Annotated in this window: 26 protein-coding genes; 16 read left to right on the top strand and 10 right to left on the bottom strand. The window is 68.9% G+C overall.

From position 1 onward, the window contains the following. Positions 1-22: 22 nt before the first annotated feature. Positions 23-814, bottom strand: coding sequence for a hypothetical protein (locus E8A49_RS16530; RefSeq protein ID WP_293383829.1), 792 nt, complete (start codon positions 812-814; stop codon positions 23-25). 107 nt (positions 815-921) lie between these two features. Between E8A49_RS16530 and E8A49_RS16535 the strand changes: the two genes are divergently transcribed. Beyond that, complete coding sequence (locus E8A49_RS16535; RefSeq protein ID WP_293383832.1) at positions 922-1,518, top strand: TIGR00730 family Rossman fold protein; 597 nt, start codon at positions 922-924, stop codon at positions 1,516-1,518. Between the two features lie 15 nt (positions 1,519-1,533). Further along, a complete protein-coding gene (locus tag E8A49_RS16540) occupies positions 1,534-1,986 on the top strand; it encodes a cupin domain-containing protein (RefSeq protein WP_293383835.1) in 453 nt (150 codons plus the stop codon). Here E8A49_RS16540 and E8A49_RS16545 read toward each other — a convergent pair. The 3 genes from E8A49_RS16545 to E8A49_RS16555 form a co-directional block, all read right to left on the bottom strand. Continuing rightward, positions 1,983-4,028: an NAD(+) synthase gene (locus E8A49_RS16545; protein WP_293383838.1), complete on the bottom strand. Its 2,046-nt coding sequence runs from the start codon at positions 4,026-4,028 to the stop codon at positions 1,983-1,985. The two genes, E8A49_RS16540 and E8A49_RS16545, sit on opposite strands and share 4 nt — an antisense overlap. Positions 4,029-4,151: 123 nt before the next feature. Beyond that, a complete protein-coding gene (gene dksA, locus E8A49_RS16550) occupies positions 4,152-4,580 on the bottom strand; it encodes an RNA polymerase-binding protein DksA (protein WP_293383841.1) in 429 nt (142 codons plus the stop codon). Between the two features lie 93 nt (positions 4,581-4,673). After that, positions 4,674-5,108 (bottom strand): flagellar assembly protein FliX, encoded by a 435-nt coding sequence (locus tag E8A49_RS16555; protein ID WP_293383844.1) that lies wholly within the window; start codon positions 5,106-5,108, stop codon positions 4,674-4,676. Positions 5,109-5,323: 215 nt separating this feature from the next. Between E8A49_RS16555 and E8A49_RS16560 the strand changes: the two genes are divergently transcribed. The 9 genes from E8A49_RS16560 to E8A49_RS16600 all read left to right on the top strand — a co-directional run bounded on the left by E8A49_RS16560 (position 5,324) and on the right by E8A49_RS16600 (position 11,117). Then, entirely contained in the window at positions 5,324-6,442 is a 1,119-nt protein-coding gene (locus tag E8A49_RS16560; protein WP_293383847.1) for a flagellar basal body P-ring protein FlgI, read from the top strand. Further along, a complete protein-coding gene (locus E8A49_RS16565; RefSeq protein ID WP_293383850.1) occupies positions 6,442-6,774 on the top strand; it encodes a rod-binding protein in 333 nt (110 codons plus the stop codon). The genes E8A49_RS16560 and E8A49_RS16565 overlap by 1 nt, the downstream gene beginning before the upstream one ends. Then, the gene (locus E8A49_RS16570) at positions 6,774-7,217 is read left to right on the top strand and encodes a flagellar basal body protein (protein WP_293383853.1); all 444 of its coding nucleotides are present in this window, start codon (positions 6,774-6,776) and stop codon (positions 7,215-7,217) included. Before E8A49_RS16565 ends, E8A49_RS16570 begins: the two co-directional genes overlap by 1 nt. 334 nt (positions 7,218-7,551) lie before the next feature. Then, on the top strand, positions 7,552-8,076 hold the full coding sequence (locus tag E8A49_RS16575; protein ID WP_293383856.1) for a 6,7-dimethyl-8-ribityllumazine synthase: 525 nt from the start codon (positions 7,552-7,554) through the stop codon (positions 8,074-8,076). Between the two features lie 10 nt (positions 8,077-8,086). After that, positions 8,087-8,527 (top strand): PaaI family thioesterase, encoded by a 441-nt coding sequence (locus E8A49_RS16580; RefSeq protein WP_293383859.1) that lies wholly within the window; start codon positions 8,087-8,089, stop codon positions 8,525-8,527. Positions 8,528-8,612: 85 nt separating this feature from the next. Further along, positions 8,613-9,017 carry a hypothetical protein gene (locus E8A49_RS16585; RefSeq protein WP_293383862.1) on the top strand — a complete coding sequence of 135 codons (405 nt, stop codon included), beginning with the start codon at positions 8,613-8,615 and terminating at the stop codon, positions 9,015-9,017. 122 nt (positions 9,018-9,139) lie between these two features. Further along, on the top strand, positions 9,140-10,063 hold the full coding sequence (locus E8A49_RS16590) for a LysR substrate-binding domain-containing protein (protein ID WP_293383865.1): 924 nt from the start codon (positions 9,140-9,142) through the stop codon (positions 10,061-10,063). A gap of 29 nt (positions 10,064-10,092) precedes the next feature. Continuing rightward, positions 10,093-10,536, top strand: coding sequence for a hypothetical protein (locus E8A49_RS16595; protein ID WP_293383868.1), 444 nt, complete (start codon positions 10,093-10,095; stop codon positions 10,534-10,536). Between the two features lie 98 nt (positions 10,537-10,634). Beyond that, positions 10,635-11,117 carry a DUF1203 domain-containing protein gene (locus E8A49_RS16600; protein WP_293383871.1) on the top strand — a complete coding sequence of 161 codons (483 nt, stop codon included), beginning with the start codon at positions 10,635-10,637 and terminating at the stop codon, positions 11,115-11,117. Here the strand turns inward: E8A49_RS16600 and E8A49_RS16605 are convergent. Next, positions 11,114-11,587 (bottom strand): SRPBCC domain-containing protein, encoded by a 474-nt coding sequence (locus E8A49_RS16605; RefSeq protein ID WP_293383874.1) that lies wholly within the window; start codon positions 11,585-11,587, stop codon positions 11,114-11,116. The genes E8A49_RS16600 and E8A49_RS16605 overlap by 4 nt on opposite strands. Positions 11,588-11,784: 197 nt before the next feature. Between E8A49_RS16605 and uvrA the strand changes: the two genes are divergently transcribed. The 4 genes from uvrA (at position 11,785) to E8A49_RS16620 (ending at position 15,844) form a co-directional block, all read left to right on the top strand. After that, positions 11,785-14,703, top strand: a complete 2,919-nt coding sequence (uvrA, locus tag E8A49_RS16610; protein WP_293383877.1) for an excinuclease ABC subunit UvrA — start codon at positions 11,785-11,787, stop codon at positions 14,701-14,703. A gap of 44 nt (positions 14,704-14,747) precedes the next feature. Further along, positions 14,748-14,945 (top strand): DUF559 domain-containing protein, encoded by a 198-nt coding sequence (locus tag E8A49_RS23215; RefSeq protein ID WP_366928830.1) that lies wholly within the window; start codon positions 14,748-14,750, stop codon positions 14,943-14,945. Continuing rightward, complete coding sequence (locus tag E8A49_RS16615) at positions 14,936-15,136, top strand: DUF559 domain-containing protein (RefSeq protein WP_293383966.1); 201 nt, start codon at positions 14,936-14,938, stop codon at positions 15,134-15,136. Before E8A49_RS23215 ends, E8A49_RS16615 begins: the two co-directional genes overlap by 10 nt. A gap of 96 nt (positions 15,137-15,232) precedes the next feature. After that, positions 15,233-15,844: a glutathione S-transferase family protein gene (locus tag E8A49_RS16620; protein ID WP_293383880.1), complete on the top strand. Its 612-nt coding sequence runs from the start codon at positions 15,233-15,235 to the stop codon at positions 15,842-15,844. On the opposite strand, the gene E8A49_RS16625 is transcribed toward E8A49_RS16620, so the two are convergent. Both E8A49_RS16625 and E8A49_RS16630 read right to left on the bottom strand, forming a co-directional pair. Continuing rightward, entirely contained in the window at positions 15,841-16,692 is an 852-nt protein-coding gene (locus tag E8A49_RS16625; protein ID WP_293383883.1) for a hypothetical protein, read from the bottom strand. The genes E8A49_RS16620 and E8A49_RS16625 overlap by 4 nt on opposite strands. 12 nt (positions 16,693-16,704) lie before the next feature. Beyond that, a complete protein-coding gene (locus E8A49_RS16630; RefSeq protein ID WP_293383886.1) occupies positions 16,705-17,631 on the bottom strand; it encodes a hypothetical protein in 927 nt (308 codons plus the stop codon). Between the two features lie 133 nt (positions 17,632-17,764). Here E8A49_RS16630 and trmFO point away from each other — a divergent pair, with 133 nt between their 5' ends. Continuing rightward, positions 17,765-19,165, top strand: a complete 1,401-nt coding sequence (trmFO, locus tag E8A49_RS16635; protein WP_293383889.1) for a methylenetetrahydrofolate--tRNA-(uracil(54)-C(5))-methyltransferase (FADH(2)-oxidizing) TrmFO — start codon at positions 17,765-17,767, stop codon at positions 19,163-19,165. A gap of 9 nt (positions 19,166-19,174) precedes the next feature. Here trmFO and E8A49_RS16640 read toward each other — a convergent pair whose 3' ends face one another. The 3 genes from E8A49_RS16640 to E8A49_RS16650 all read right to left on the bottom strand — a co-directional run bounded on the left by E8A49_RS16640 (position 19,175) and on the right by E8A49_RS16650 (position 20,967). Beyond that, positions 19,175-19,855 (bottom strand): squalene/phytoene synthase family protein, encoded by a 681-nt coding sequence (locus E8A49_RS16640; RefSeq protein WP_293383892.1) that lies wholly within the window; start codon positions 19,853-19,855, stop codon positions 19,175-19,177. A gap of 58 nt (positions 19,856-19,913) precedes the next feature. Then, positions 19,914-20,528, bottom strand: a complete 615-nt coding sequence (locus E8A49_RS16645; protein WP_293383895.1) for a urate hydroxylase PuuD — start codon at positions 20,526-20,528, stop codon at positions 19,914-19,916. A 79-nt stretch (positions 20,529-20,607) separates the two neighbouring features. Then, positions 20,608-20,967 carry an Mth938-like domain-containing protein gene (locus E8A49_RS16650; protein ID WP_293383898.1) on the bottom strand — a complete coding sequence of 120 codons (360 nt, stop codon included), beginning with the start codon at positions 20,965-20,967 and terminating at the stop codon, positions 20,608-20,610. Positions 20,968-20,973: the final 6 nt, after the last annotated feature.

The raw sequence follows: 20,973 nt of genomic DNA on the forward strand, positions 1-20,973 counted from the left end.
GAAGGCCAGCGAAAAGGCTCCGTCAGTGGACGAGAAGGGTGGACTGGACGCCCCCGCCGGGCGTCATCCAGTCGACCCGCAGGCCGACAGGGGTGAGCTGGCTATGCAGGGGCCCCTGCGCAAGAGGCTGCGCCGGGGAGATCTGCACCGCGACCTGGTCGGTGAAGCCGTCGCCGTACAGCTGCACCTGATGCAGGCCGGGCTTGACGCCCGTGGAGCCGCCCAGGCTCACCCGATAGCGGCCCGCCGCGTCCGCCCGCCCCTCGGCCGCCTGGTGTCCGTCCAGGCGCACGACCACCGTGGCTCCGGCGGGAACGACGGCGGAGACCTCCATGCCGCCGCCACGGTCGAAATCGACGGCGCGCAGGCCAGGCTGCGGAAGGGAATCGAGGCGCACCGCGCTGGTCCCGGCGCGCAGCAGGGCCGCCTGCCCCGTCGGCGTCACCAGCACATAGCCCTCGGCCTGGGCGCGGCGGCCGCGGACGGCGACCGAAAGGCCGAAGATCCGCGGCTCGTTGGCGGGCGGCACGGCGATCGCCCAGCGGCCCTGGGTGTCCACCGACGCCAGCAGCGCCTGGCCGGTCGGTTGCGCCAGACGGACCTCTCCGCCTGCCGGGGCGCTGCCCAGCAGGGTCACGCCGCCGATCCCGCCCTGCACCAGCTCGACCCGGGGCGGCGCGAGGTCGCTCTCCTGCGCGCTGTCGCCGGCGCTCTCCCCGCCGCTGGCGGCTCCAGCGGTCGGCGGCTTGCCGTTGCAGCCGGCCACGGCGAGAGCGGCGCAGAGCCAAAGGAAGGTCGATCTGGCGGAAACCACGGCTCGGTTGAAACTCCTGGGTCCAGGGCCTAGCTAATCGGGCTTTCGCCGCGCGCCGACAATGCGCGAATCCTCCCAGAGTATCGATTGATGGGGAGTATCCATTGATGGGCGTCTCGCCCGACAGCCTGAAGTCCGTCTGCGTGTTCTGCGGCTCCTCCGATGCGGCCAAGCCCGCCTGGCTGGCGGCGGCGCGCGACCTCGGCCATGCGCTCGCGGCGGCCAAGCTGCGCCTGGTCTACGGCGGCGGCGGCGTGGGGCTGATGGGCGCCTGCGCGCGCGGGGCGCACGAGGCCGGCGGCCAGGTGCTGGGGATCATCCCCGACTTCCTGGTGGGCAAGGAGCGCGCGCTGGAAAGCGTCGAGCACATCATCGTCCGCTCCATGCACGAGCGGAAACAGAAGTTCTTCGAGGAATCCGACGGCTTCGTGATCCTGCCAGGCGGCATCGGCACCCTGGAAGAGGTCGTGGAGCTCCTGTCTTGGCGCCGCCTCGACCTGCACGCCCGGCCGGTGGTGTTCTACAATCCCGACGACTTCTGGCAGCCGCTGTTCGGCCTCTTCCAGCACACCGTGGACGCCAAGCTGACGCCGCCCAGCTTCATGGGCGCCTGGAACGTGGTCGACCGTATCGAGAACGTGGTGCCCTCGCTGCTGGCGGGCCCGAAGGCCGGCAAGCTGCCGATGCTGACGGCGATCACCTGAGAGCGGGAGGAGCCCATGCCCAAGATCGACATCGCCGCCGTCCCGGAACGCCAGGGCGTGGGCTACCCGCCGCCCTTCGCCGCCCTCAGCGCCGATCGCATCCGCCAGCGGCTGGGCGACGCCGGCGGCCTGAAGGACTTCGGCGTCAACCTGATGCGCCTGCCGCCCGGTAATTGGTCGAGCCAGCGCCATTGGCACAGCCATGAGGACGAGCTCGTCTATGTGCTCGAGGGCGAACTGGTGCTGATCGAGGACGGCGGCGAGACGGTGCTGCGCGCAGGCGACTGCGCGGCCTTCCCGAAGGCCTCGGGGAACGGCCACCACATGATCAACCGCTCGCGGGCGACGGCGGTCTATCTGGAGGTCGGATCCCGCTCGCCCGACGACCTGACCACATGTTCCGATATCGACATGATCAGCGCCGCCGCCGACGGCCGCTTCACCCACAAGGACGGGACGCCCTACTAGGGCACGTTCGCCTCCAGCTCCTCCAGCCACACCCTAGCCGTGCCGTCCGACGGCGCGCGCCAGTCGCCGCGCGGCGAGAGCGCGCCGCCCGAGATCACCTTCGGCCCATTGGGCATGGCCGAGCGCTTGAACTGGCTGATCTCGAAGAAGCGGAACAGGAAGACCTTCAGCCAGGCCTTGATGTCGCCCAGGCCGTACTGGTGGTGCGCGTCCTCGGGGAAGTTGGGCGGCCAGGCGCCGGCCTTGGCGTCGCGCCAGGCGTGCCAGGCCAGGAAGGCCACCTTCGACGGCCGCAGGCCATAGCGGGTGATATGGTAGAGGCTGAAGTCCTGCAGCTCGTAGGGGCCGACCTTGGCCTCCGTCGACTGGATCGCGCCCGAGACGTCGGCGGGCACCAGCTCCGGCGAGATCTCGGTGTCGAGGATGGCCATCAGGGTCTTGGTGACGGTCTCCTCCAGCAGGCCCGACTTCACCACCCAGCGGATCAGATACTGGATCAGGGTCTTCGCCAGCGAGCCGTTGACGTTGTAGTGGCTCATCTGGTCGCCGACGCCATAGGTGCACCAGCCCAGGGCCAGCTCCGAGAGGTCGCCCGTGCCCAGCACGAAACCGCCATGGCGGTTGGCCAGGCGGAACAGATAGTCGGTGCGCAGGCCCGCCTGCACGTTCTCGAAGGTGATGTCATAGACCGGCTCGCCCCTGGCGAAGGGGTGGTCCATGTCGGCCAGCATCTGGCGGGCGGCCGGCTTGATGTCGATCTCCTGGCCCGTGACGCCGAGCGCGTTCATCAGGGCCCAGGCGTTGGACTTGGTCCCCTCGCTGGTGGCGAAGCCGGGCATGGTGAAGCCCAGGATGTCGGCGCGGGGCTTGCCCATGACGTCGAAGGCGCGGCAGGCGACCAGCAGGGCGTGGGTGGAATCGAGCCCCCCCGAAATCCCGATCACCAGATGCTCGGCCTTGGTGGAGCGCAGGCGCTGGATCAGCCCCTGGACCTGGATGTTGAAGGCCTCGTAGCAGTCCTGGTCCAGCCGCGCCGGGTCGTGCGGCACGAAGGGGAAGCGGTCCAGTGGCCGCAGAAGGCCGATGTCCTCGAAGGTCGGCTGATGGTCGAAGCGCACCTTGCGGAACGCGGCTTCCGGCCGGCCCGCGGCGACGGCGGCGTTGTTGAAGGTCGGCGTGCGCAGCCGCTCCAGGCGCAGACGGTCGACGTCGATGTCGGCGATGGCCATCTGGGCGTGCTGCGGAAAGCGCTCGGTCTTGGCCATCAGCCGGCCGAGCTCGTGGATGGTCGCCTGCCCGTCCCAGGCCAGGTCCGTGGTGCTCTCGCCCGGCCCGGCGGCGGAATAGAGGTAGGCGGCCTGGCAGCGCATGGACTGCGAGGCGCAGAGCAGCTCGCGGTCATCGGCCTTGCCGACCACGATGTTCGACGCCGACAGGTTGCAGAGGATCAGCGCCCCGGCCAGGGCCGCGCGGGTCGACGGCGGCGCGGGCGCCCAAAAATCCTCGCAGATCTCGGCGGCGAAGCTGAAGCCGGCCAGGTCGGCGGCCTCGAACACCAGGTCGGTCCCGAAGGGCGCGTCCTGCCCGGCCAGGCGGACCGTCAGCCCGGAGATTCCAGCGCCCGGCGCGAACCAGCGATTCTCGTAGAATTCCCGATAGTTGGGCAGGAAACTTTTCGGCGTGACTCCGAGAATCCGGCCGCGCGCGATCACCACGGCGCAGTTGTAGAGCGTCCCCGAATGCTGTACCGGCGCGCCTACGATCAGCACGGGCGAAAGCTCGCGGCTGGCCGCCACCAGGCCCGCGATCTCGGCCTCGACCCGCGCCAGCAGGGCGTCCTGCAGCAGGAGGTCGTCGATGGCGTAGGCCGACAGCCCCAGCTCCGGGAATAGCATCAGGTCGCAGCCGCGGGCGTCGCCCTCGCGGGCCAGGACCAGGGTCTCAGCGGCGTTGAAGCCGGGGTCGCCCACGGCCACCGCCGGCGTGCAGGCGGCGACACGGACGAAGCCGTGGGTGTGCAGGGCGTGGAAGGGGTGGCTCACAGAACCGCTCCGCCGGTTTCGACCCCTCACCTAGGGCCGATTTGCCGTCGGAGAGAAATGCTCATTTTGAGCATATATAGGCGCGAGATTGCGGAATGGCAAAAACGCGGTTCCGAACCCAACTCAATCGTCGCGGTGGACGCGCTCGCGGCGCTCGTGGCGCTCCTGGGCCTCCAGGCTGAGCGTGGCGATCGGGCGGGCGTCGAGGCGGGCGACGCCGATCGGCTCGCCGGTCTCCTCGCAATAGCCGTAGCTGCCATCTTCGATCCGGCGCAGGGCCTCGTCGATCTTGGAGATCAGCTTGCGTTGCCGGTCACGGGTGCGCAGTTCAAGAGAGCGGTCGGTCTCCGACGAGGCGCGGTCCGCCAGGTCGGGATGGTTCTCAGTCTCGCTCTGTAGATGTTTGAGGGTCTCTCCAGATTCGCGGAGGATGTCCTCTTTCCAGTCGATGAGCTTCTGCCTGAAATACTCAAGCTGACGCTCGTTCATGAACTCTTCGTCCTCGGAAGGACGGTAGTCCGGCCTTTCAACCAACGCGGCGGACACCTTCATAGACACTCCGAGCCCCCTGCACTGCCCGAGACACGCGCGGCGCTTATAGCAAACAAAACAGTGGTTTCAACGGGCCCTCTGGAGCGCGTGCTTTTAGGCCGCACGATCCGACCGTTCGAGCTTGGCCATCTCGACAGCTGCGCGCAGTTCGATGTCGTCCAGCACCGCTTCCAGATGCGGGTCGTCGGTCAGTTCGCGCTCGTCGCGGATGGCGCGGCGCAGACGGTCGAGATCGCCGGCGGAGAGTTCGCCTTCCAGCATTCCAATCTTGATGTCGTCCAGGACGTCGAGGATGCGGCCGGCGCGGCGCACGGCGCGGCGCTTGCGCTCCAGCGGCCCGCCGACATCCTGCAGGGCCAGGAGGGCTTCGACGCCCATCACGCCCCGCGTGGCGCCCGTGGAGCCGACCTGGCTGGTGGCGCCGGCGGTCTCGGGCGTGGCGATGCGGAATCCCTCGCCGCCCCCGCCGGTGCGCGCCGGGCTGGCTCCCGAGGACGATCCGATCCCGCTTGGGCCGGTGACCTTCATGCTGGCGTTCAATCCTGAGGGCGATGGCGAGTCTTACCCTGTTGTCGGCCGCAACGCTTGCGGCATGGTTAATGCCGGGCAAAAACTGCCGCGAGGAATCCGCCGCAGCCGCGTCAGCCTGCCGCTCTCCTCTGTTTTCCCTGATGTTTCAGGCCGCGCGCAACTGGCACGCGGATCGCATGGAGCTGGCGCGAAGCTGCTTCATCCGGGGTTCCATGCGTTCAACCTGCCGCGCCGTCTCTGTCCTCCTCCTGGCCGCCGGCCTGGCGCTCAGCGCCGGCGCCGCGTCCGCCAAGTCGCGGATCAAGGACATCGTCACCTTCGAAAGCGTCCGCGACAACCAGCTCATCGGCTATGGCGTCGTGGTCGGCCTGAACGGCACCGGCGACGCCCTGCGCAACAACGCCATGACCAAGCAGAGCATGGAGTCCTTCCTCGAGCGCCTGGGCATCAACACCCGCGCCGCGGACCTGCAGCTCAACACCAAGAACATCGCCTGGGTGATGGTGACGGCCAACCTGCCGGCCTTCGCCACCCCGGGCGAGCGAATCGACGTCACCGTGTCCTCGGCCGGCGACGCCAAGAGCCTGTTGGGCGGCACGCTCTTGATGACGCCGCTGGTGTCGGTAAGCGGCGATGTCTACGCCGCCGCCCAGGGCACGGTGCAGACCGGTGCGATCAGCGCCCAGGGCGCGTCCGGCTCCTCGATCTCCAAGGGCGTGCCCACCGCCGGACGCATCGCCGGCGGCGGCCTCGTGGAAAAGGACACCGGCTTCCAGCTCGCCAACATGCAGAAGCTGCGCCTGACTCTGCGCAACCCGGACTTCACCACCGCCCAGCGCGTCGCCGACGTGATCAACGCGCGCTTCCCGGGCGCGGCCCAGATGGACAACCCCGGGGTTGTCTCCATCCACCCGGTGAACGGCCAGGACATGGTCAGCTTCGTGGGCCAGGTTGAGAACCTCACCGTCCAGCCCGACGCGCCGGCCAAGGTGGTGATCGACGAGGTCGCCGGCGTCATCGTCATGGGCGAGAACGTGCGCATCTCCACCGTGGCGATCCAGCAGGGCAACCTGACCATCACGGTCCGCGAAAGCTCCCAGGTCAGCCAGCCCAATCCGTTGTCGCAAGGCACCACCGTCGTCGTGCCCAAGAGCGACGTCTCGGTGGACGAGGAGAAGGGCAAGAAGTTCGTGATCCTCAAGGAAGGCGCCTCGCTGGCCTCCCTGGCCGCGGGCCTGAACGCCCTCGGCGTCACGCCGCGCGACATGATCTCCATCCTGCAAAGCATCAAGAGCGCCGGCGCTCTGCAAGCCGACATCGAGGTTCAGTGATGACCGACCTGACCGCCGCCGCCGTCCCGGCCAGCCTGCTGACGCCCGCCGCGTCCACGGCCACCGCCCCCAGCGCCGCCGAACTCGCCAAGCGCGGCGAGATCCACAAGACCGCCCAGAAGTTCGAGGCCTCGTTCCTCTCGGCGATGATCGGCCAGATGTTCGAGACCGAGGACGACAGCACCGATCCGGCCTTCAGCGGCGGCCAGGGCGGCCAGATGTTCAAGTCGTTCCTGGCCGAGGCCATGGCCAACAAGATGGTCGCCGCCGGCGGCGTCGGCCTGGCCGCCTCGGTCCAGAAGGAAATGCTGAAGATGCAGGGACTGCACTGATGAGCGTCACGCCCGAGATCGCCGCCGAACGCGTCGAACAACTGATCCTGCTGACCGACCGGCTGACCGAACTGGTCGCCGATCAGGCCAAGGCCTTCGAGTCCCGCCGGCCGCAGGACGCCGTGCGGTTCGTCGAGGAGACTGGACGCCTGGCCAACCTCTACCGGCACGAATCCACCCGGGTGCGGGCCAATCCGGCGCTGATCTCCGGCGCCCCGGCTGAGCTGCGCAAGCGCCTGCGCCGGTCCAGCGAGGCCTTCGACGCCGTGCTGGCCCGCCAGGCCCGGGCGGTTGGCGCCGCCAAGACCGTCACCGAAGGCCTGGTCCGCGCCATCGCCGAGGAGGTCGCCAGCCAGCGCCATCGCGGCGTCAGCTATGGCTCGACCGGCATCCAGTCCCGCCCCGCCGCGGCCACCGCCATCACGCTCAACAAGCGGGCGTAAATTCAAACAAGCGTTTGACTCTTCCCGCCACGGCGCTAACCTCGCTTCGTCGCCGAACGACCCGGCGATCTACGTTCTCAGGGCGGGGTGAAAGTCCCCACCGGCGGTAATGCCCTCCTTTGCGTCTTGCGGCGCTTCGGGGGGACGAGCCCGCGGGCGCCTGGGGCCGGCGACGGCTTCAGGGACAAGCAGACACCGGTGCGATCCCGGGGCCGACGGTTAGAGTCCGGTTATGAGAACCGCTGACGGAGAGTGCGCCCGGCCCTGGCCGACGCCCGCGCGCCGACGGCGTCTCCCTGAGTCGTGGTTCCTCGAACCCGTCAGGGAGATGACCATGACCCAAGCTGCAAAGACCCAGACCGCCCCGGCGCCCGCGCTGGAGCTGCCCACCGCCAACGGCGCCTTCCGCGCCGCGCGCATCGCCTTCGTCCACGCGCTCTGGCATCGCGAGATCGTCGAGCAGGCCCATGTGGGCTTCCTTGAGGAGATGGCGGCCCTCGGCTTCGGCCCCGAGACCGTCGACCATTTCGAGACGCCCGGCGCCTTCGAGATCCCGCTGCACGCCCAGACCCTGGCCCGCAGCGGCCGCTACGCCGCCATCGTCGGCGCGGCCTTCGTGGTGGACGGCGGGATTTACCGCCACGAGTTCGTCGCCCAGACGGTGGTGCAGGCCCTGATGCAGGTGCAGCTGGCCACCGAGACGCCGATCTTCTCGGTGGTGCTCACCCCGCATCATTTCCACGAGCACGACATCCACCAGCGGTTCTTCCATGGCCACTTCCGGGTGAAGGGCCAGGAGGCGGCGCGGGCCTGCGTGGGCACGCTGCAAAGCCTCGCCCAGCTCGCGGCCGCGGCGTGAGGGGGCAGCCATGCAGACCGAGACCTACGCCCCGCCGCTGGGCTTCGAGCGGCATGACCGGAAGAGCCCGCTCACCGATCCCTGGGAGCCGCTCTATGCCCGCAAGACCGACGGCGCCGTAGTGCTGGGCCTGAAGATCGGCCAGGCCCACACCAACAGCCGTGGCTTCGCCCACGGCGGGCTGATCGCCGCGCTCTGCGACAACGCCATGGGCCTGTCCTGTGCGCGCCGGTTGGGCCAGATCGGCGGCCTGCTCACCGTCAGCATGGGCGTCGACTTCCTGGCCTCGGCCTTCGAGGGCCAGTGGCTGGAGTTCGACACGGTGTTCGTGAAGCCTGGCCGCACGCTCACCTTCGCCCAGGCGTTCGTCACCGCCGACGGCCAGATCTGCGCGCGGGCGGACGGCGTCTTTCGCGTGATGGGTGATTCCGTGCGCAGAACCGCCACCTGAGCCGTGGCGCCCCCTGGCGGACGGCCGTGCGCGGGACTACGTTGAAGCTTGCGCAACCAAGCCGCTCCCAGGGGGTTCCGCTGCCATGACGCAGACCAGGTCTTACAAGGCGCTCACACCGGCCCTCGCCGCGATCCTGCTCGCCGTTACCGCGGGCGCGGCGCTCGCGGACCCGCCCTCGCCCGCGGCCAAGGACGCCTATGACACCAACCGTGCGCCGGGTCAGGACTCGGCGCTGACGGTCAAGCCGCCGGTGACCTCCGACCTCTCCGCAACGCGGGGGCCGACAGTGACGCCGGCCGAGCAGCGATCGACCCGCACCCTGGCCAGCGCCATCTTCGCCAAGCCCGGCGCCGCCCAGAAGGCCGCCGACAAGGCCGCCTCCGCCAACGACCCTGTCATCCCGCCCGGCGAGCCCAAGTCGGAGTGGTTGCCGGACCAGAGTGTGAAGGTCGGCGGCAAGGGCCTGCAGGTCACCGCGCCCTTCTAGGCTGGCCGCCAAGCGGCTGGTATATGTGATCTGAACTCACGAACGAGGCGCCGAGATGTCGTTTGCGGGCGCCGGCGGCCGCCCTGATACTTGAGGTCAGCTCACAAAGAAGCGAGGCATCCATGGCCAAGCGCAGCCAACTGCCGCTGACGGCGCTTCGCGCCTTTGAGGCCTTCGCCCGGCTCGGCAAGATGAGCCTGGCGGCCGACGAACTCTGCGTCACCCACGGGGCGGTGAGCCGCCAGGTGCGTGGCCTGGAGGCGCTCTGCGGCGTGAAACTGACCCAGGGCCCGCGCAACGCCCTGAAACTCACCGACGCCGGCGAGCGCATGGCCTGCTCGCTCGGCCGCACCTTCGACGAGCTGGAGCAGTTGTTCCGTGAGGTGCGCGCCGCCGCCGACCGCGAACTGCACGTCTCCTGCGTCGGCACGCTCGCGATGAAGTGGCTGATCCCGCGCCTGCCCGGCTTCCACGCCCGCCATCCGGACCTGTCGATCCGGGTGACCGAGGCCTATGGGCCGGTGGATTTCACCCGTGAGCCCTTCGACGCCGCCATCCGCCTGGCCGAGACCGTCGCCGGCGAGGGCCTGACCGCGACGCCCTTCCTGGACAACTTCCATGGGCCGATCGTCGCGCCGGAGCTGGCCGTCGGCGGCCTCGACCTCGCCCACACGCCGCGCCTCTACACGCGCTCGCACCGGCAGGCCTGGGCCGAATGGTCGGCGCATTCCGGCATCCCGATCCCACCGGAGCCGGAGAGCCGCGAATACGAGCACATGTTCTATCTGCAGGAGGCCGCGGTCGCCGGCCTGGGCGTCGGTATCTCGCCCTGGATCTACGTCGCCAACGACATCGCCGCGGGGCGGCTGGCGGCGCCCTTCGGCTTCACCGCCACGCCGGCGCGCTTCCACCTCGTCCTGCCCGGCCAGCCGCCGAAGCGCGGGCTGAAGGCCTTCCGCGAATGGCTGATCGAAGAGGCTGCGACCGCGCCCACGCCGCCGCCCTCCCGCGCCAGAGAAAGCTTGACCGCAAGCGCTGGCGGCTGATCCTGCGGATCAAAGCCAGGGAGGGTCGCATGCGCGTATCGGTCTGGATGATGGTTTCAGCCCTGGCGCTGAGCGCCGTGGCCTGTTCGCCCAAGCAAGCTGCCGCGCCCGCTGCGCCCGCCCCAGCTTCGGCCGCCGCAGCGCCAGCTCCGGCCGCGCCTGCGGCTGACCCCCAGGCCGCGACGACGCCGCCCGCCGACGTTGCAGCCGCCGCCACGCCCGCCGCGGCTGCGGCCCCGGCCGTGGAGCCGCCCTACCACTTCTCGCCGGGCGACTGGGGCAAGCAGGAGCGTCGCGTCAGCGCCCTGGTCGCCAACGCCGAGACCCGCGACACCCTGGGCGAGACCAGGAGGATCGCCGAGGCCGGCGAACAGGCGCGGATGCGGTGTTCGACCCGCAAATGCGTCGAGGCCGCCTACGCCGCCGAAGAGGCCAGGCTGCGCAAGTGGGAAGGCGCTGGCGACGTCCAGTAGCGAGCGCCGCCCTTCGCGGCTTTCGGACCTGTGTTGATTTCGCCGGATTGGATTTGAGGCCGGCGGCGCCGATGTTCCGGGCCGCAAAGGAGGCCCTTATGCCGCAATCCCAATCCTACGCCGTCACCGGCCTGCCGCTGGAACCGTTCGCGCCGCTGTTCGGACTGTCCGACGAGGCGCTGGCCGCCGAAGGCGTCGTCCGCAAGGTCGTGGACAGCCCCACCGGCTATCCCAGCCGCGTCGAGTTGGAAGACGCCCAGGTCGGCGACACCGTCCTGCTACTCAACTACGAGCACCAGCCGGCGGACACACCGTTCCGCGCCCGCCACGCGATCTTCGTCAACGAGAAGGCCCGCGAGACCCGCCGTACGGTCGGCGAGCTGCCGGGGGCGCTTACCGCCCGCGACGCCGTCTCACTCCGGGCGTTTCGGGAGGACGGCATGATGATCGACGCCGACTATGCGCCGAGGCCGCAGATCGAGGCCGCCATCGCCCGCTTGTTCGCCAACCCGCAGGTCGCCTACCTCCACGCCCACACGGTCGGCTGGGGCTGCTACCTGGCGCGGATCGACCGGGCCTAGCGCTCGGCGGCCTCGGCCAGGCCCTCCAGCCAGCGCTGATGCCAGCGCTCCATGCGGTCGGGGAACAACAGCCGCCCCGCCCGCGCGGCGACGCCGTACTGGGTCTCCTCGGTGACCACGTGGCTACCGCCGGGCGCGGGCTGGATCAGCCAGGCGTGGTAGGCCTCGACGCCCGTTCCCATCGCCAGCCAGGCGATCCGGTGCGGCGGCTCGAACTCGAGGACCTGGGTCTTCAGGTCGACGCCGAAGGTCTTCCAGCTGAACCGCGCGCCGGCGCCGAGGTCCGGCCCGCCACCCTCCACCACGACCTTGGAGGCGTTGGCGTAGAAGCCTGGCCAGTCGGCGGCGCGGATCAGCACGGCCCAGACCGCCTCCGGCGGCGCGGCCATGGCCAGGTCGTTGACCACGTGGATCGGGGCGAGGGCGGGCGCATAGCGGTCGGGCCAGCGGATGGCGTCGGTGTCGGTCATGGCGCCATCCTAGCTCAGCCTTGCGCGCCCTGCTGCCACCGTGGTGTCAGCAGCCGGGCTGCGGCGCCTCGCCGCGAGGTGTTTGTTCTGCCTATGTTCACGTGATATCACTGACTCGCGAACCTACATTGGACAAGCGCTCGACAGGACCCTCCCCAAGGGGACTTCTTGGGGCGTATTCGCGTTTCCGGGACAGCATGGCCGACCATCAGAACTTCATCCGCGTGCGTGGCGCGCGCGAGCACAACCTCAAGGACGTCAGCGTCGATATCCCGCGCGGCGAGCTGGTGGTGCTGACCGGGCTATCGGGCTCCGGCAAGAGTTCGCTCGCCTTCGACACCATCTACGCCGAGGGCCAGCGCCGCTATGTGGAAAGCCTGTCGTCCTACGCCCGCCAGTTCCTGGAGCTGATGAGCAAGCCGGACGTGGACCTGATCGAGGGCCTGTCGCCGGCGATCTCCATCGAGCAGAAGACCACCAGCCGCAACCCGCGCTCCACCGTGGGCACGGTGACCGAGATCCACGACTACATGCGCCTGCTTTGGGCGCGGGTGGGTGTGCCCTATTCACCGGCCACCGGCCTGCCCATCGAGAGCCAGACCGTCAGCCAGATGGTCGACAAGCTGACGGCCCTGCCCGAGGGCGAGCGCATCTACCTGCTGGCCCCGGTCGTGCGCGGCCGCAAGGGCGAGTACCGCAAGGAGATCGCCGATTGGCAGAGGCAGGGCTTCCAGCGCCTGAAGATCGACGGCGAGTATTTCCCCATCGAGGACGCGCCAACCCTCGACAAGAAGTTCAAGCACGACATCGACATCGTCGTGGACCGGCTGGTCACCAAGGGCGGGCTTGAGACCCGCTACGCCGACTCCATCGAGCAGGCCCTGCGCCTGGCCGACGGCATCGCGGTGGCCGAATGGGCCGACAAGGATCCCACCGAGGAAGAGCCCAAGCGGCTGATCTTCTCGGAAAAGTTCGCCTGCCCGGTCTCCGGCTTCACGATCAGCGAGATCGAGCCCCGGCTGTTCTCGTTCAACAACCCCTACGGCGCCTGCCCGGTCTGCGACGGCCTGGGCATGAAGCTTGCGTTCGACGCCGACCTGATCGTGCCGGACAAGGACAAGACCCTGCACAAGGGCGCGATCTCGCCCTGGGCGAAGGGCCCCTCGCCGCTCTACACCCAGACCCTGCAGGCCCTGGCGCGCCACTACGACTTCTCGATGGACACGCCGTTCTACAAGCTGCCGGACCAGGCCAAGCAGGTGATCCTGCACGGGTCGGGCGACGAGAAGGTCCGCTTCGTCTACGACGACAACGCCCGCAAGTACGAGGTCAACAAGACCTTCGAGGGCGTGCTGCCGAACTTGGAGCGCCGCTGGCGCGAAACGGACAGCTCCTGGGTGCGCGAGGAACTGGCGCGCTACCAGTCGGAGACCCCCTGCGAGGCCTGCCACGGCTACCGGCTGAAGCCCGAGGCCCTGGCCGTAAAGATCGACGGCAAGCATGTGGGCGAGGTCAGCCACCTTTCGATCAAGAACGCCGCAGCCTGGTTCGAGACGCTCGACGGCAAGCTGACCGACAAGCAGATGGAGATCGCCCGGCGGATCCTGAAGGAGATATCCGACCGCCTGCGCTTCCTGGTGAACGTAGGCCTGGACTATCTCGACCTGTCGCGCGCCTCGGGCACGCTCTCGGGCGGCGAGAGCCAGCGCATCCGCCTGGCCAGCCAGATCGGCTCGGGCCTGACCGGCGTGCTCTATGTGCTGGACGAGCCGTCCATCGGCCTGCACCAGCGTGACAACGCCCGCCTGCTGGTCAGCCTGAAGGGCCTGCGCGACCTCGGCAATTCGGTGCTGGTGGTGGAGCACGACGAGGAGGCCATCCTCACCGCCGACCACGTCATCGACATGGGCCCGGCGGCCGGCGTCCACGGCGGCGAGATCATCGCCGAGGGCACGGCCGAAGAGATCATGGCCGAGCCGCGCAGCCTGACCGGCCAATACCTCTCCGGCGCACGCGAGATCGAGGTGCCGCGGGATCGGCGGCCGATCTCCAAGAAGAAGGTGCTGCGGGTCATCGGCGCCACCGGCAACAACCTGAAGAACGTCACCGCCGAGATCCCGCAGGGGACCTTCACCTGCATCACCGGCGTCTCCGGCGGCGGCAAATCGACCTTCACCATCGAGACTCTGTATAAGGCCGCCGCGCGAAGACTGCACAACGCCTCCGACGCGCCGGCCCCGCACGAACGGATCGAGGGGCTGGAGCTGTTCGACAAGGTCATCGACATCGACCAGTCGCCGATCGGCCGCACGCCGCGCTCGAACCCGGCCACCTACACCGGCGCCTTCCAGCCGATCCGCGATTGGTTCGCGGGCCTGCCCGAGGCGAAGGCCCGCGGCTATGGCCCCGGGCGCTTCAGCTTCAACGTCAAGGGCGGCCGCTGCGAGGCCTGCCAGGGCGACGGGCTGATCAAGATCGAGATGCACTTCCTGCCCGACGTCTACGTCACCTGCGACGTCTGCCACGGCAAACGCTACAACCGCGAGACCTTGGAAATCCTGTTCAAAGGCAAGAGCATATCCGATGTTCTTGACATGACGGTGGACGAGGCGGCGGAGTTCTTCAAGGCCGTGCCGGTGCTGCGCGAGAAGATGCAAACCCTGGCCCGGGTGGGCCTGGGTTATGTCCAGGTCGGCCAGTCCTCGACCACCCTGTCCGGCGGCGAAGCCCAGCGGGTGAAGCTCTCGAAGGAGTTGTCGCGCCGGGCGACGGGCAAGACGCTCTACATCCTGGACGAGCCCACCACCGGCCTGCACTTCGAGGACACCAAGAAGCTGCTCGAGGTGCTGCACGAACTGGTCGACCAGGGCAACACCGTGGTGGTCATCGAGCACAACCTCGACGTGGTGAAGACCGCCGACTGGATCGTCGACTTCGGCCCCGAAGGCGGCGACGGCGGCGGCCAGGTGGTCGCGACCGGCACCCCGGAACAGGTCGCCGCCAGCGCCAACAGCTGGACCGGCAAATACCTGGCCGAACTGCTGGAACGCCAGGCGGAACGGCGCCGCGCGCAAGCGGCCAAGGCCAAGCCGGCCCGGAAGACGGTCAGCGCCTAAACAATCCCTCCTCTTCAGGGGAGGGACAAGCCGCAGCGGCCAGGGTGGGGGATTCTGGGTTGGTCACAGCGCAGACCAGAAGGGCGCGTAACCTTCGCAACAGCATGACCGAGCCGGAGATCTGGCTGTGGCGTCGGCTCAAGCAACTGCATGCTCGCGGCCACCACTTGCGCCGGCAGCGGCCCTTCCAAGGCTACTACCTCGACTTCGTCTGCATCGACGATTGCTGGTCGTGGAGTTAGACGGCGGCCATCACAATGAGCCGGTTCAATCCGAACACGACGCCACACGCGACGCGGTGCTCTGGCGGGCCGGATATCAGGTCATGCGCTTTCCGCATGCGGCGGTGCGCGGGGATATCGATGGTGTGATGGATGCGATTGTTCTCGCGCTCGAGGCTCGACCTTCGACAAGAGGTGAATCCTCCGGCTAAGCTCCCGTTTGAACCAGAACCCCCCACCCGTCCGGCGCTTTGCGCCGACCACCCTCCCCTGAAGAGGAGGGATGAATAACCTAGGGAACGACCAACATGATCCTCTACGGCGCGCCGAACCCAGCCCCCAATCCGCGCCGGGTGCGCATCTTCCTGGCGGAGAAGGGCGTCGAACTACCCGAGACGCGCGTCGACATGATGAAGCGCGAGCACAAGTCGCCGGAGTTCCGCGCCAAGAACTCCATGGGCCAGCTGCCGACCCTGGAGCTCGACGACGGGACCTGCATCTCCGAGACGGTGGCCATCTGCCGCTACTTCGACGCGGTCCACCCCGAGCCGCCGATGTTCGGGACCACGCCGGTGGAGAAGGCCCTGGTCGACATGTGGACCCGGCGCACCGAGTTCACGGTCATGATGCCGGTGGGCAACTTCTGGCGCCACGCCCATCCCCGCACGGCGGCCCTGCTGACCCAGTACAAGGACTTCGGCGAGAGCAACAAGGAGACCTACAAGGGCGCCCAGCGCTGGCTGAACCGCGAGCTGGCGGACCGGCCCTGGCTGACCGGCGAGACCTTCACCATGGCGGACATCTGCCTGCTGACCACCGTCGACTTCGCAGGCTGGATCGGCCTGCCGCTGGAGCCTGAGCATGAGAACCTGAAGGCCTGGCACGACCGCGTCTCGGCGCGGCCCAGCGCCTCGGCCTAGGCTGCCTCGCCCTCGGCCTCCAGGGCGGTGAGCGCCTTGTAGGCGGCCAGGAACGGGGCCTGGGCGATCAGCATATAGACCGGCGCCACCACCAGCTCGGCGATCAGGGCGAAGACGTAGGCGCCGGGCCGCTCGGCGAAGGCCTGCGGGTCGGACAGGCTGACCGGCGCCAGGGTGTGGAAACCGCCGATCGCCGCCTGGATCAGGGCGGTGACGATGAAGAGCACGACGGCGATCAGGACCAGCAGGCAGAGCGCCATGGCGATCATGCCGAACAGCGCCCAGAACCGCCCCTTGGTCAGCCGCCAGGAATCTGCCAGGCCAAAGCGGCCGAGGGCGAAGTTGGCCGGGCCGGCCAGGCTGGTGCGGATCACCAGCCAGATCACCAGGACGACAAAGACCGCAGTCCCCACCGCCGCGGCGGGGCCGCTGATCTGCTCCAATCCCCGCAGCAGCATCGCGCCTAAGGTCATCAGGAGGACGAAGACCACGATCACGGTCAGGTAGAGGCCGAACAGCCGAAGTTCGTCGCGGCTGAAGCGCAGGTAATAGAGTCCGGGCGGGGCCGCGGGCCGGAGTTCCATCCGGTAAAGGGCGGCCAGCACCACCCACTGCACCGCCGCTCCGCCCAGGCCCAGCACCGTCCCTCCGATCACCGCGCCCATGAGGTTCGCCTGGTCCTGCGAGCGGGCGGCCAGGGCGGCGATGACGATGCCGATGACCGCCAGGATCACCAGGGCCACGAAGCTCACCACCGAGAACAGGCACCAGCCCAGGACCAGGCGCCAACGGGTGCGCACCACCTGGAAGCCTTCCAGGGCCGCGTCGCTGGCGGAAAAGGCGCCCATGGCGCGCGGGCCTCAGCCCGCCTCGGGCTGGACGCTGAGCGGCTGAGCCGGCGGCCAGCCGTGCAGATCCCGGTACGCCACGGCTCCTGGCGCAGCGATCACCGCGTTGTAGAGGGCGCTCAACACACTGTTGACGATCGCATAAGCGATCACGCCGATGCTGAGATGGCTTCGAAGGTTCGCACCATCCGCAGCGAATATCGCTTTCACATCGGAAAGCTGTCTACCCATCATCAGCGCCACAGCCCCGGCAACGCCGGCGAAAACGGTCATCAGCAACACCCCGACCGCGATGATGCAGATCACAGCCAGGAAATAGGCGCTGAACAGCGGCCAGAACTGGCCACGGGTCAGGGTCCAGGACTCAAAGATCGCCAGCCGCCGCTCGGCGAAAGTCGCCACGGGCGCCAGAGATAGGCGCACCAGCACGTAGATAATCACTCCGAACGAGAAGACCGTTCCGACCAAGCTCGCGAAGGTCGCCGCCGCCGGAACCACGGTCGAGATCAGGACGACCAAGACGCCGACCGCCATCCCCACGCTGACGACCAAGCCGATGGCGATACCCATGAAGATCACCGTCAGCCCCATGAGCCGCAACTCGTCGGCTCCCAGGCGGAGGTAGCCGAAACGAGTATCGTCATGACGGAAGATCAGCCGATAAACCGCCGCCGCCATCACACTCAGCACAGCCAGCCCGAGGACCAGGATCGGCGCGATCAGAATTAAGGTGTCGACGAATTGCTGGGGCGTAAGAACCTCTTCGGCATTTATCGCGTCGAGGCCCGCCTTGATGCTTCCTGGCATGAAGCCGTCAATGACGACTCCCAGGACGCTGATGGCGAAGCTCACGATTACCCAAACGCCGAACGCTTTGGGATTTTCGCGTGTGACTCGAAACCCTTCGAGCGCCGCTTCAGTAGCTGAAAACCCCGACATCCTCGTCCTTCGGGCCCGGCCCCGTATCAACTGGAACGAGTCGGCCCCCCTTTGGATGCAAGGTTGGGGCTGGGCCCCACCGTGCGCAAGGCCCCGCTCGCGATCCGTCCGGATCGTTGCTAGTTAGCCACGCATGATGACACAGCCTGTACATGTGGTGGGCGGCGGCCTGGCCGGCTCGGAAGCCGCCTGGCAGATCGCCGAGGCCGGCGTCCCGGTCGTGCTGCACGAGATGCGTCCAGTGCGCGGCACCGACGCCCACCAGACCGACCGGTTGGCCGAACTGGTCTGCTCCAACTCCTTCCGCGCCGACGACTGGACCGGCAATGCGGTGGGCCTGCTGCACGCGGAGATGCGCCGGCTGGGGTCGGTCATCCTGGCCTGCGGCGACGCGCACCAGGTGCCGGCGGGCGGCGCGCTGGCCGTGGACCGCGACGGCTTCTCCGAAGCTGTGACGGCGCGGCTGGGGGCCCATCCGCTGATCGCCATCGAACGCGGCGAGGTCGCGGGCCTGCCGCCGGCCGAATGGGACAGCGTGGTGGTGGCCACCGGGCCCCTCACCTCGCCCGCCCTTTCCGACGCCATCCTGGCGCTGACCGGCGAGGGCCAGCTCGCCTTCTTCGACGCCATCGCGCCCATCGTGCACCTGGAAAGCGTCGACATGGACGTGGCCTGGCGCCAGTCGCGCTACGATAAGGAAGGCCCCGGCGGCGACGCGGCCGCCTACATCAACTGCCCGATGGACAAGGCGCAGTACGACGCCTTCATCGACGCCCTGCTGGCCGGTCCGAAGTCGGAGTTCAAGGACTGGGAGCACGTCCCCTATTTCGACGGCTGCCTGCCCATCGAGGTGATGGCCGAGCGAGGCCGCGAGACCCTGCGCCACGGGCCCATGAAACCGGTCGGCCTGACCAACGCCCACAAGCCGGCGGAGAAGGCCTGGGCCATCGTCCAGCTGCGGCAGGACAATGCGCTGGGCACGCTCTGGAACATGGTGGGCTTCCAGACCAAGCTGAAGCACGCCGCCCAGACCGAGATCTTCCGCACGATCCCGGGGCTGGAGAAGGCGGTGTTCGCAAGGCTCGGCGGGCTGCACCGCAACACCTTCCTGAACTCGCCGGCCCTGCTGGACGCCTCGCTCAGGCTGAAGGCCGATCCGCGCCTCCGCTTCGCCGGCCAGGTGACCGGCGTTGAGGGCTATGTGGAGAGCGCCGCGGTGGGCCTGCTGGCCGGCCGCTTCGCCGCCGCCGAACGCCTGGGCCGCGCCGTCGTCCTGCCGCCGCCGACCACGGCGCTTGGGGCCCTGATCGGCCACATCACCGGCGGGCACCTCGACGGCGGCGCGGGCTCCTTCCAGCCGATGAACATCAACTACGGCCTGCTGCCGCCGCTGGAGCCGCCGCGCCACGGCGCCGACGGCAAGCGCCTGCCCCACAAGGAGCGCGGCCGGGCCAAGAAGCGGCTGATGGGCGAACGCGCGCTCGCCGACCTCGACGCGTGGATCGCCGGCGCCCCGGCGCTCGCCGCGGAGTAGCTTTCGCCTTCAGATCTTCCCGCGCGCCACAGCGATGGTCAGCCGCAGCCGCCGGGCGAAGTCGTTGCTGGCGGGCCGGCCGGCCAGGGCGGCGTGGGCGACGGCGGGAAAGGCCGCAACGCTGAGGGCGCGCGAGGCGCTGCGCGCGGCGTGGATCACCCGCAGGAAGGCGGGGCGCAGCTCCGGCGCGTCCGCCAGCCGCCGGCCGAGCGCCCAGGCCGAGCCGCCGGCCAGCGCCATCTTGGCGTCCGTCGCCGGGTCCAGCACCTGAGCGGCCAGCAGAGCCGTGAGGCCGCCGGTGTCGCGCGCCCAGTCCAGGGCCTCGCCCTCGCCCATGGGCGAACGGTCGAGTTCGCGGTAGCGGGCGTCGATCAGGGTCTCCAGCGGCGCGCGGTCGAGGCCGCGGCGGCTGACCACCTCGGCCAACGCCTGGGCGGCGGGATGCTGGCGCACGGCGCGGTCCTCGAAGACCTCGTCCAGCACCTCGCGCCACCAGGTCAGGCGGATCTCGCCCAGGAGGGCGTTGGAGGCGACCTTAGGGGCTCGGGCCAGCTCGTTGTCGAAGGCGTAGAGGGCGATCACGTCGGCGCGGGCCCGCGGGTCGGCGATGAAGCGGCTCGACAGCCAGCGGTCCGGGTCGATCCGCCGGATCTGGGCGTCGAGGTCGAGGGGGCTGATGTCTTCGCTCATGGCCGCAAATGAAAAGGCCCGCCGGTTAAGGCGGGCCTTCCCATGCTCGTTCCCGGCTTCAGCCGAAGATGGTCTGCGACATGGTCATGGCGACCAGCATCGGCAGGGACAGCATCATGTTGGTGCGCGAGCCCAGCATGGCCATGCGCGCGGCCTTGGCCTTGGTGTCGGCGTCGGCTTCCACCAGGCCCAGGGCCCGCTTCTGGTTCGGCCAGATGATGCCCCAGACGTTCAGCATCATGATGATGCCCAGCCACATGCCCAGGCCCAGGAGGGCGTACTGCTTGCGGCTCGTCGGATCGGCCGCGCCAGCCAGACCAAAGCTCAGGGTCTGGACGATGTATCCGCGCTGTCCGGCGATCGCCAAGCCCATGATCACCGTCGCCAACGCCGCCCAGCGGAACCAGAACAGCGCCTCGGGCGCGATGTATTTCGAGACGCCCGGCTTCAGCTCGGCGGGGACGGCCGGCATCACCCGAATCTGCACGAAGTTGAAGTAGTAGAGCAGCCCGATCCACAGAATGCCGAAGAACACATGCATCCAGCGCATGACCGCCTGGACGAAGATCGGCCCCGCGCCCTGCGGCCCCATGGCGTAGGCGACGATCATCACCACCGCCAGCAGGAAGCCGACGATGAAAGTGTTGCGGAAATTGGAAAGCAGTCCGGCCATTTTATGCCCCTCAAGAATCCTACCCTGACACTCAGCTATAGGGCAGTTTGCCGCAGGCGGAAACGGTCGAGCTTCGAGGTCAGACGGCGATCAGGGCCAGCGCCAGGCGGCGGCCCTCGGAGGTGAGCACGTTGTAGAGCTTGGCCGCGGCGGGCGTGTCCATGAATTCCAGCCCGAAGCCGGCGGCCAGCAGCGCTTCCCGGATGGCGCGTGGCGGCTGGGCGTTGCGCGCGCCCACGCCCAACAACAGGAACTCCACCTCAGCCCGGCCGGCGGCGAACACCGGCGCCAGACTCTCCACCGTCAGCTCGGAGAGCGCGGTCACCGGCCAGGCCTGCGCCACGTCGCCGACGATCAGCAGCGAGCCCTCGTGCCGTTCCCCGGACAGGCGGAAGCCGCCCTCGCCGTAGGCGTCGATGGAGGGCGCGTCGCGGGCCATGCCGCC

Source organism: Phenylobacterium sp. (genome assembly GCF_004799515.1).
Lineage (GTDB): Bacteria > Pseudomonadota > Alphaproteobacteria > Caulobacterales > Caulobacteraceae > Phenylobacterium.

Coding starts and splice junctions, on each gene's coding strand:
- E8A49_RS16650 (WP_293383898.1), bottom strand. CDS start 20,967: ATGGCCCGCGACGCGCCCTCCATCGACGCCTACGGCGAGGGCGGCTTC.
- E8A49_RS16575 (WP_293383856.1), top strand. CDS start 7,552: ATGACCCAAGCTGCAAAGACCCAGACCGCCCCGGCGCCCGCGCTGGAG.
- uvrA (WP_293383877.1), top strand. CDS start 11,785: ATGGCCGACCATCAGAACTTCATCCGCGTGCGTGGCGCGCGCGAGCAC.
- E8A49_RS16540 (WP_293383835.1), top strand. CDS start 1,534: ATGCCCAAGATCGACATCGCCGCCGTCCCGGAACGCCAGGGCGTGGGC.
- E8A49_RS16600 (WP_293383871.1), top strand. CDS start 10,635: ATGCCGCAATCCCAATCCTACGCCGTCACCGGCCTGCCGCTGGAACCG.
- E8A49_RS16565 (WP_293383850.1), top strand. CDS start 6,442: ATGACCGACCTGACCGCCGCCGCCGTCCCGGCCAGCCTGCTGACGCCC.
- E8A49_RS16640 (WP_293383892.1), bottom strand. CDS start 19,855: ATGAGCGAAGACATCAGCCCCCTCGACCTCGACGCCCAGATCCGGCGG.
- E8A49_RS16580 (WP_293383859.1), top strand. CDS start 8,087: ATGCAGACCGAGACCTACGCCCCGCCGCTGGGCTTCGAGCGGCATGAC.
- E8A49_RS16645 (WP_293383895.1), bottom strand. CDS start 20,528: ATGGCCGGACTGCTTTCCAATTTCCGCAACACTTTCATCGTCGGCTTC.
- dksA (WP_293383841.1), bottom strand. CDS start 4,580: ATGAAGGTGTCCGCCGCGTTGGTTGAAAGGCCGGACTACCGTCCTTCC.
- E8A49_RS16605 (WP_293383874.1), bottom strand. CDS start 11,587: ATGACCGACACCGACGCCATCCGCTGGCCCGACCGCTATGCGCCCGCC.
- E8A49_RS16585 (WP_293383862.1), top strand. CDS start 8,613: ATGACGCAGACCAGGTCTTACAAGGCGCTCACACCGGCCCTCGCCGCG.
- E8A49_RS16620 (WP_293383880.1), top strand. CDS start 15,233: ATGATCCTCTACGGCGCGCCGAACCCAGCCCCCAATCCGCGCCGGGTG.
- E8A49_RS16630 (WP_293383886.1), bottom strand. CDS start 17,631: ATGTCGGGGTTTTCAGCTACTGAAGCGGCGCTCGAAGGGTTTCGAGTC.
- E8A49_RS16570 (WP_293383853.1), top strand. CDS start 6,774: ATGAGCGTCACGCCCGAGATCGCCGCCGAACGCGTCGAACAACTGATC.
- trmFO (WP_293383889.1), top strand. CDS start 17,765: ATGATGACACAGCCTGTACATGTGGTGGGCGGCGGCCTGGCCGGCTCG.
- E8A49_RS16625 (WP_293383883.1), bottom strand. CDS start 16,692: ATGGGCGCCTTTTCCGCCAGCGACGCGGCCCTGGAAGGCTTCCAGGTG.
- E8A49_RS16560 (WP_293383847.1), top strand. CDS start 5,324: ATGCGTTCAACCTGCCGCGCCGTCTCTGTCCTCCTCCTGGCCGCCGGC.
- E8A49_RS16595 (WP_293383868.1), top strand. CDS start 10,093: ATGCGCGTATCGGTCTGGATGATGGTTTCAGCCCTGGCGCTGAGCGCC.
- E8A49_RS16555 (WP_293383844.1), bottom strand. CDS start 5,108: ATGAAGGTCACCGGCCCAAGCGGGATCGGATCGTCCTCGGGAGCCAGC.
- E8A49_RS16590 (WP_293383865.1), top strand. CDS start 9,140: ATGGCCAAGCGCAGCCAACTGCCGCTGACGGCGCTTCGCGCCTTTGAG.
- E8A49_RS16535 (WP_293383832.1), top strand. CDS start 922: ATGGGCGTCTCGCCCGACAGCCTGAAGTCCGTCTGCGTGTTCTGCGGC.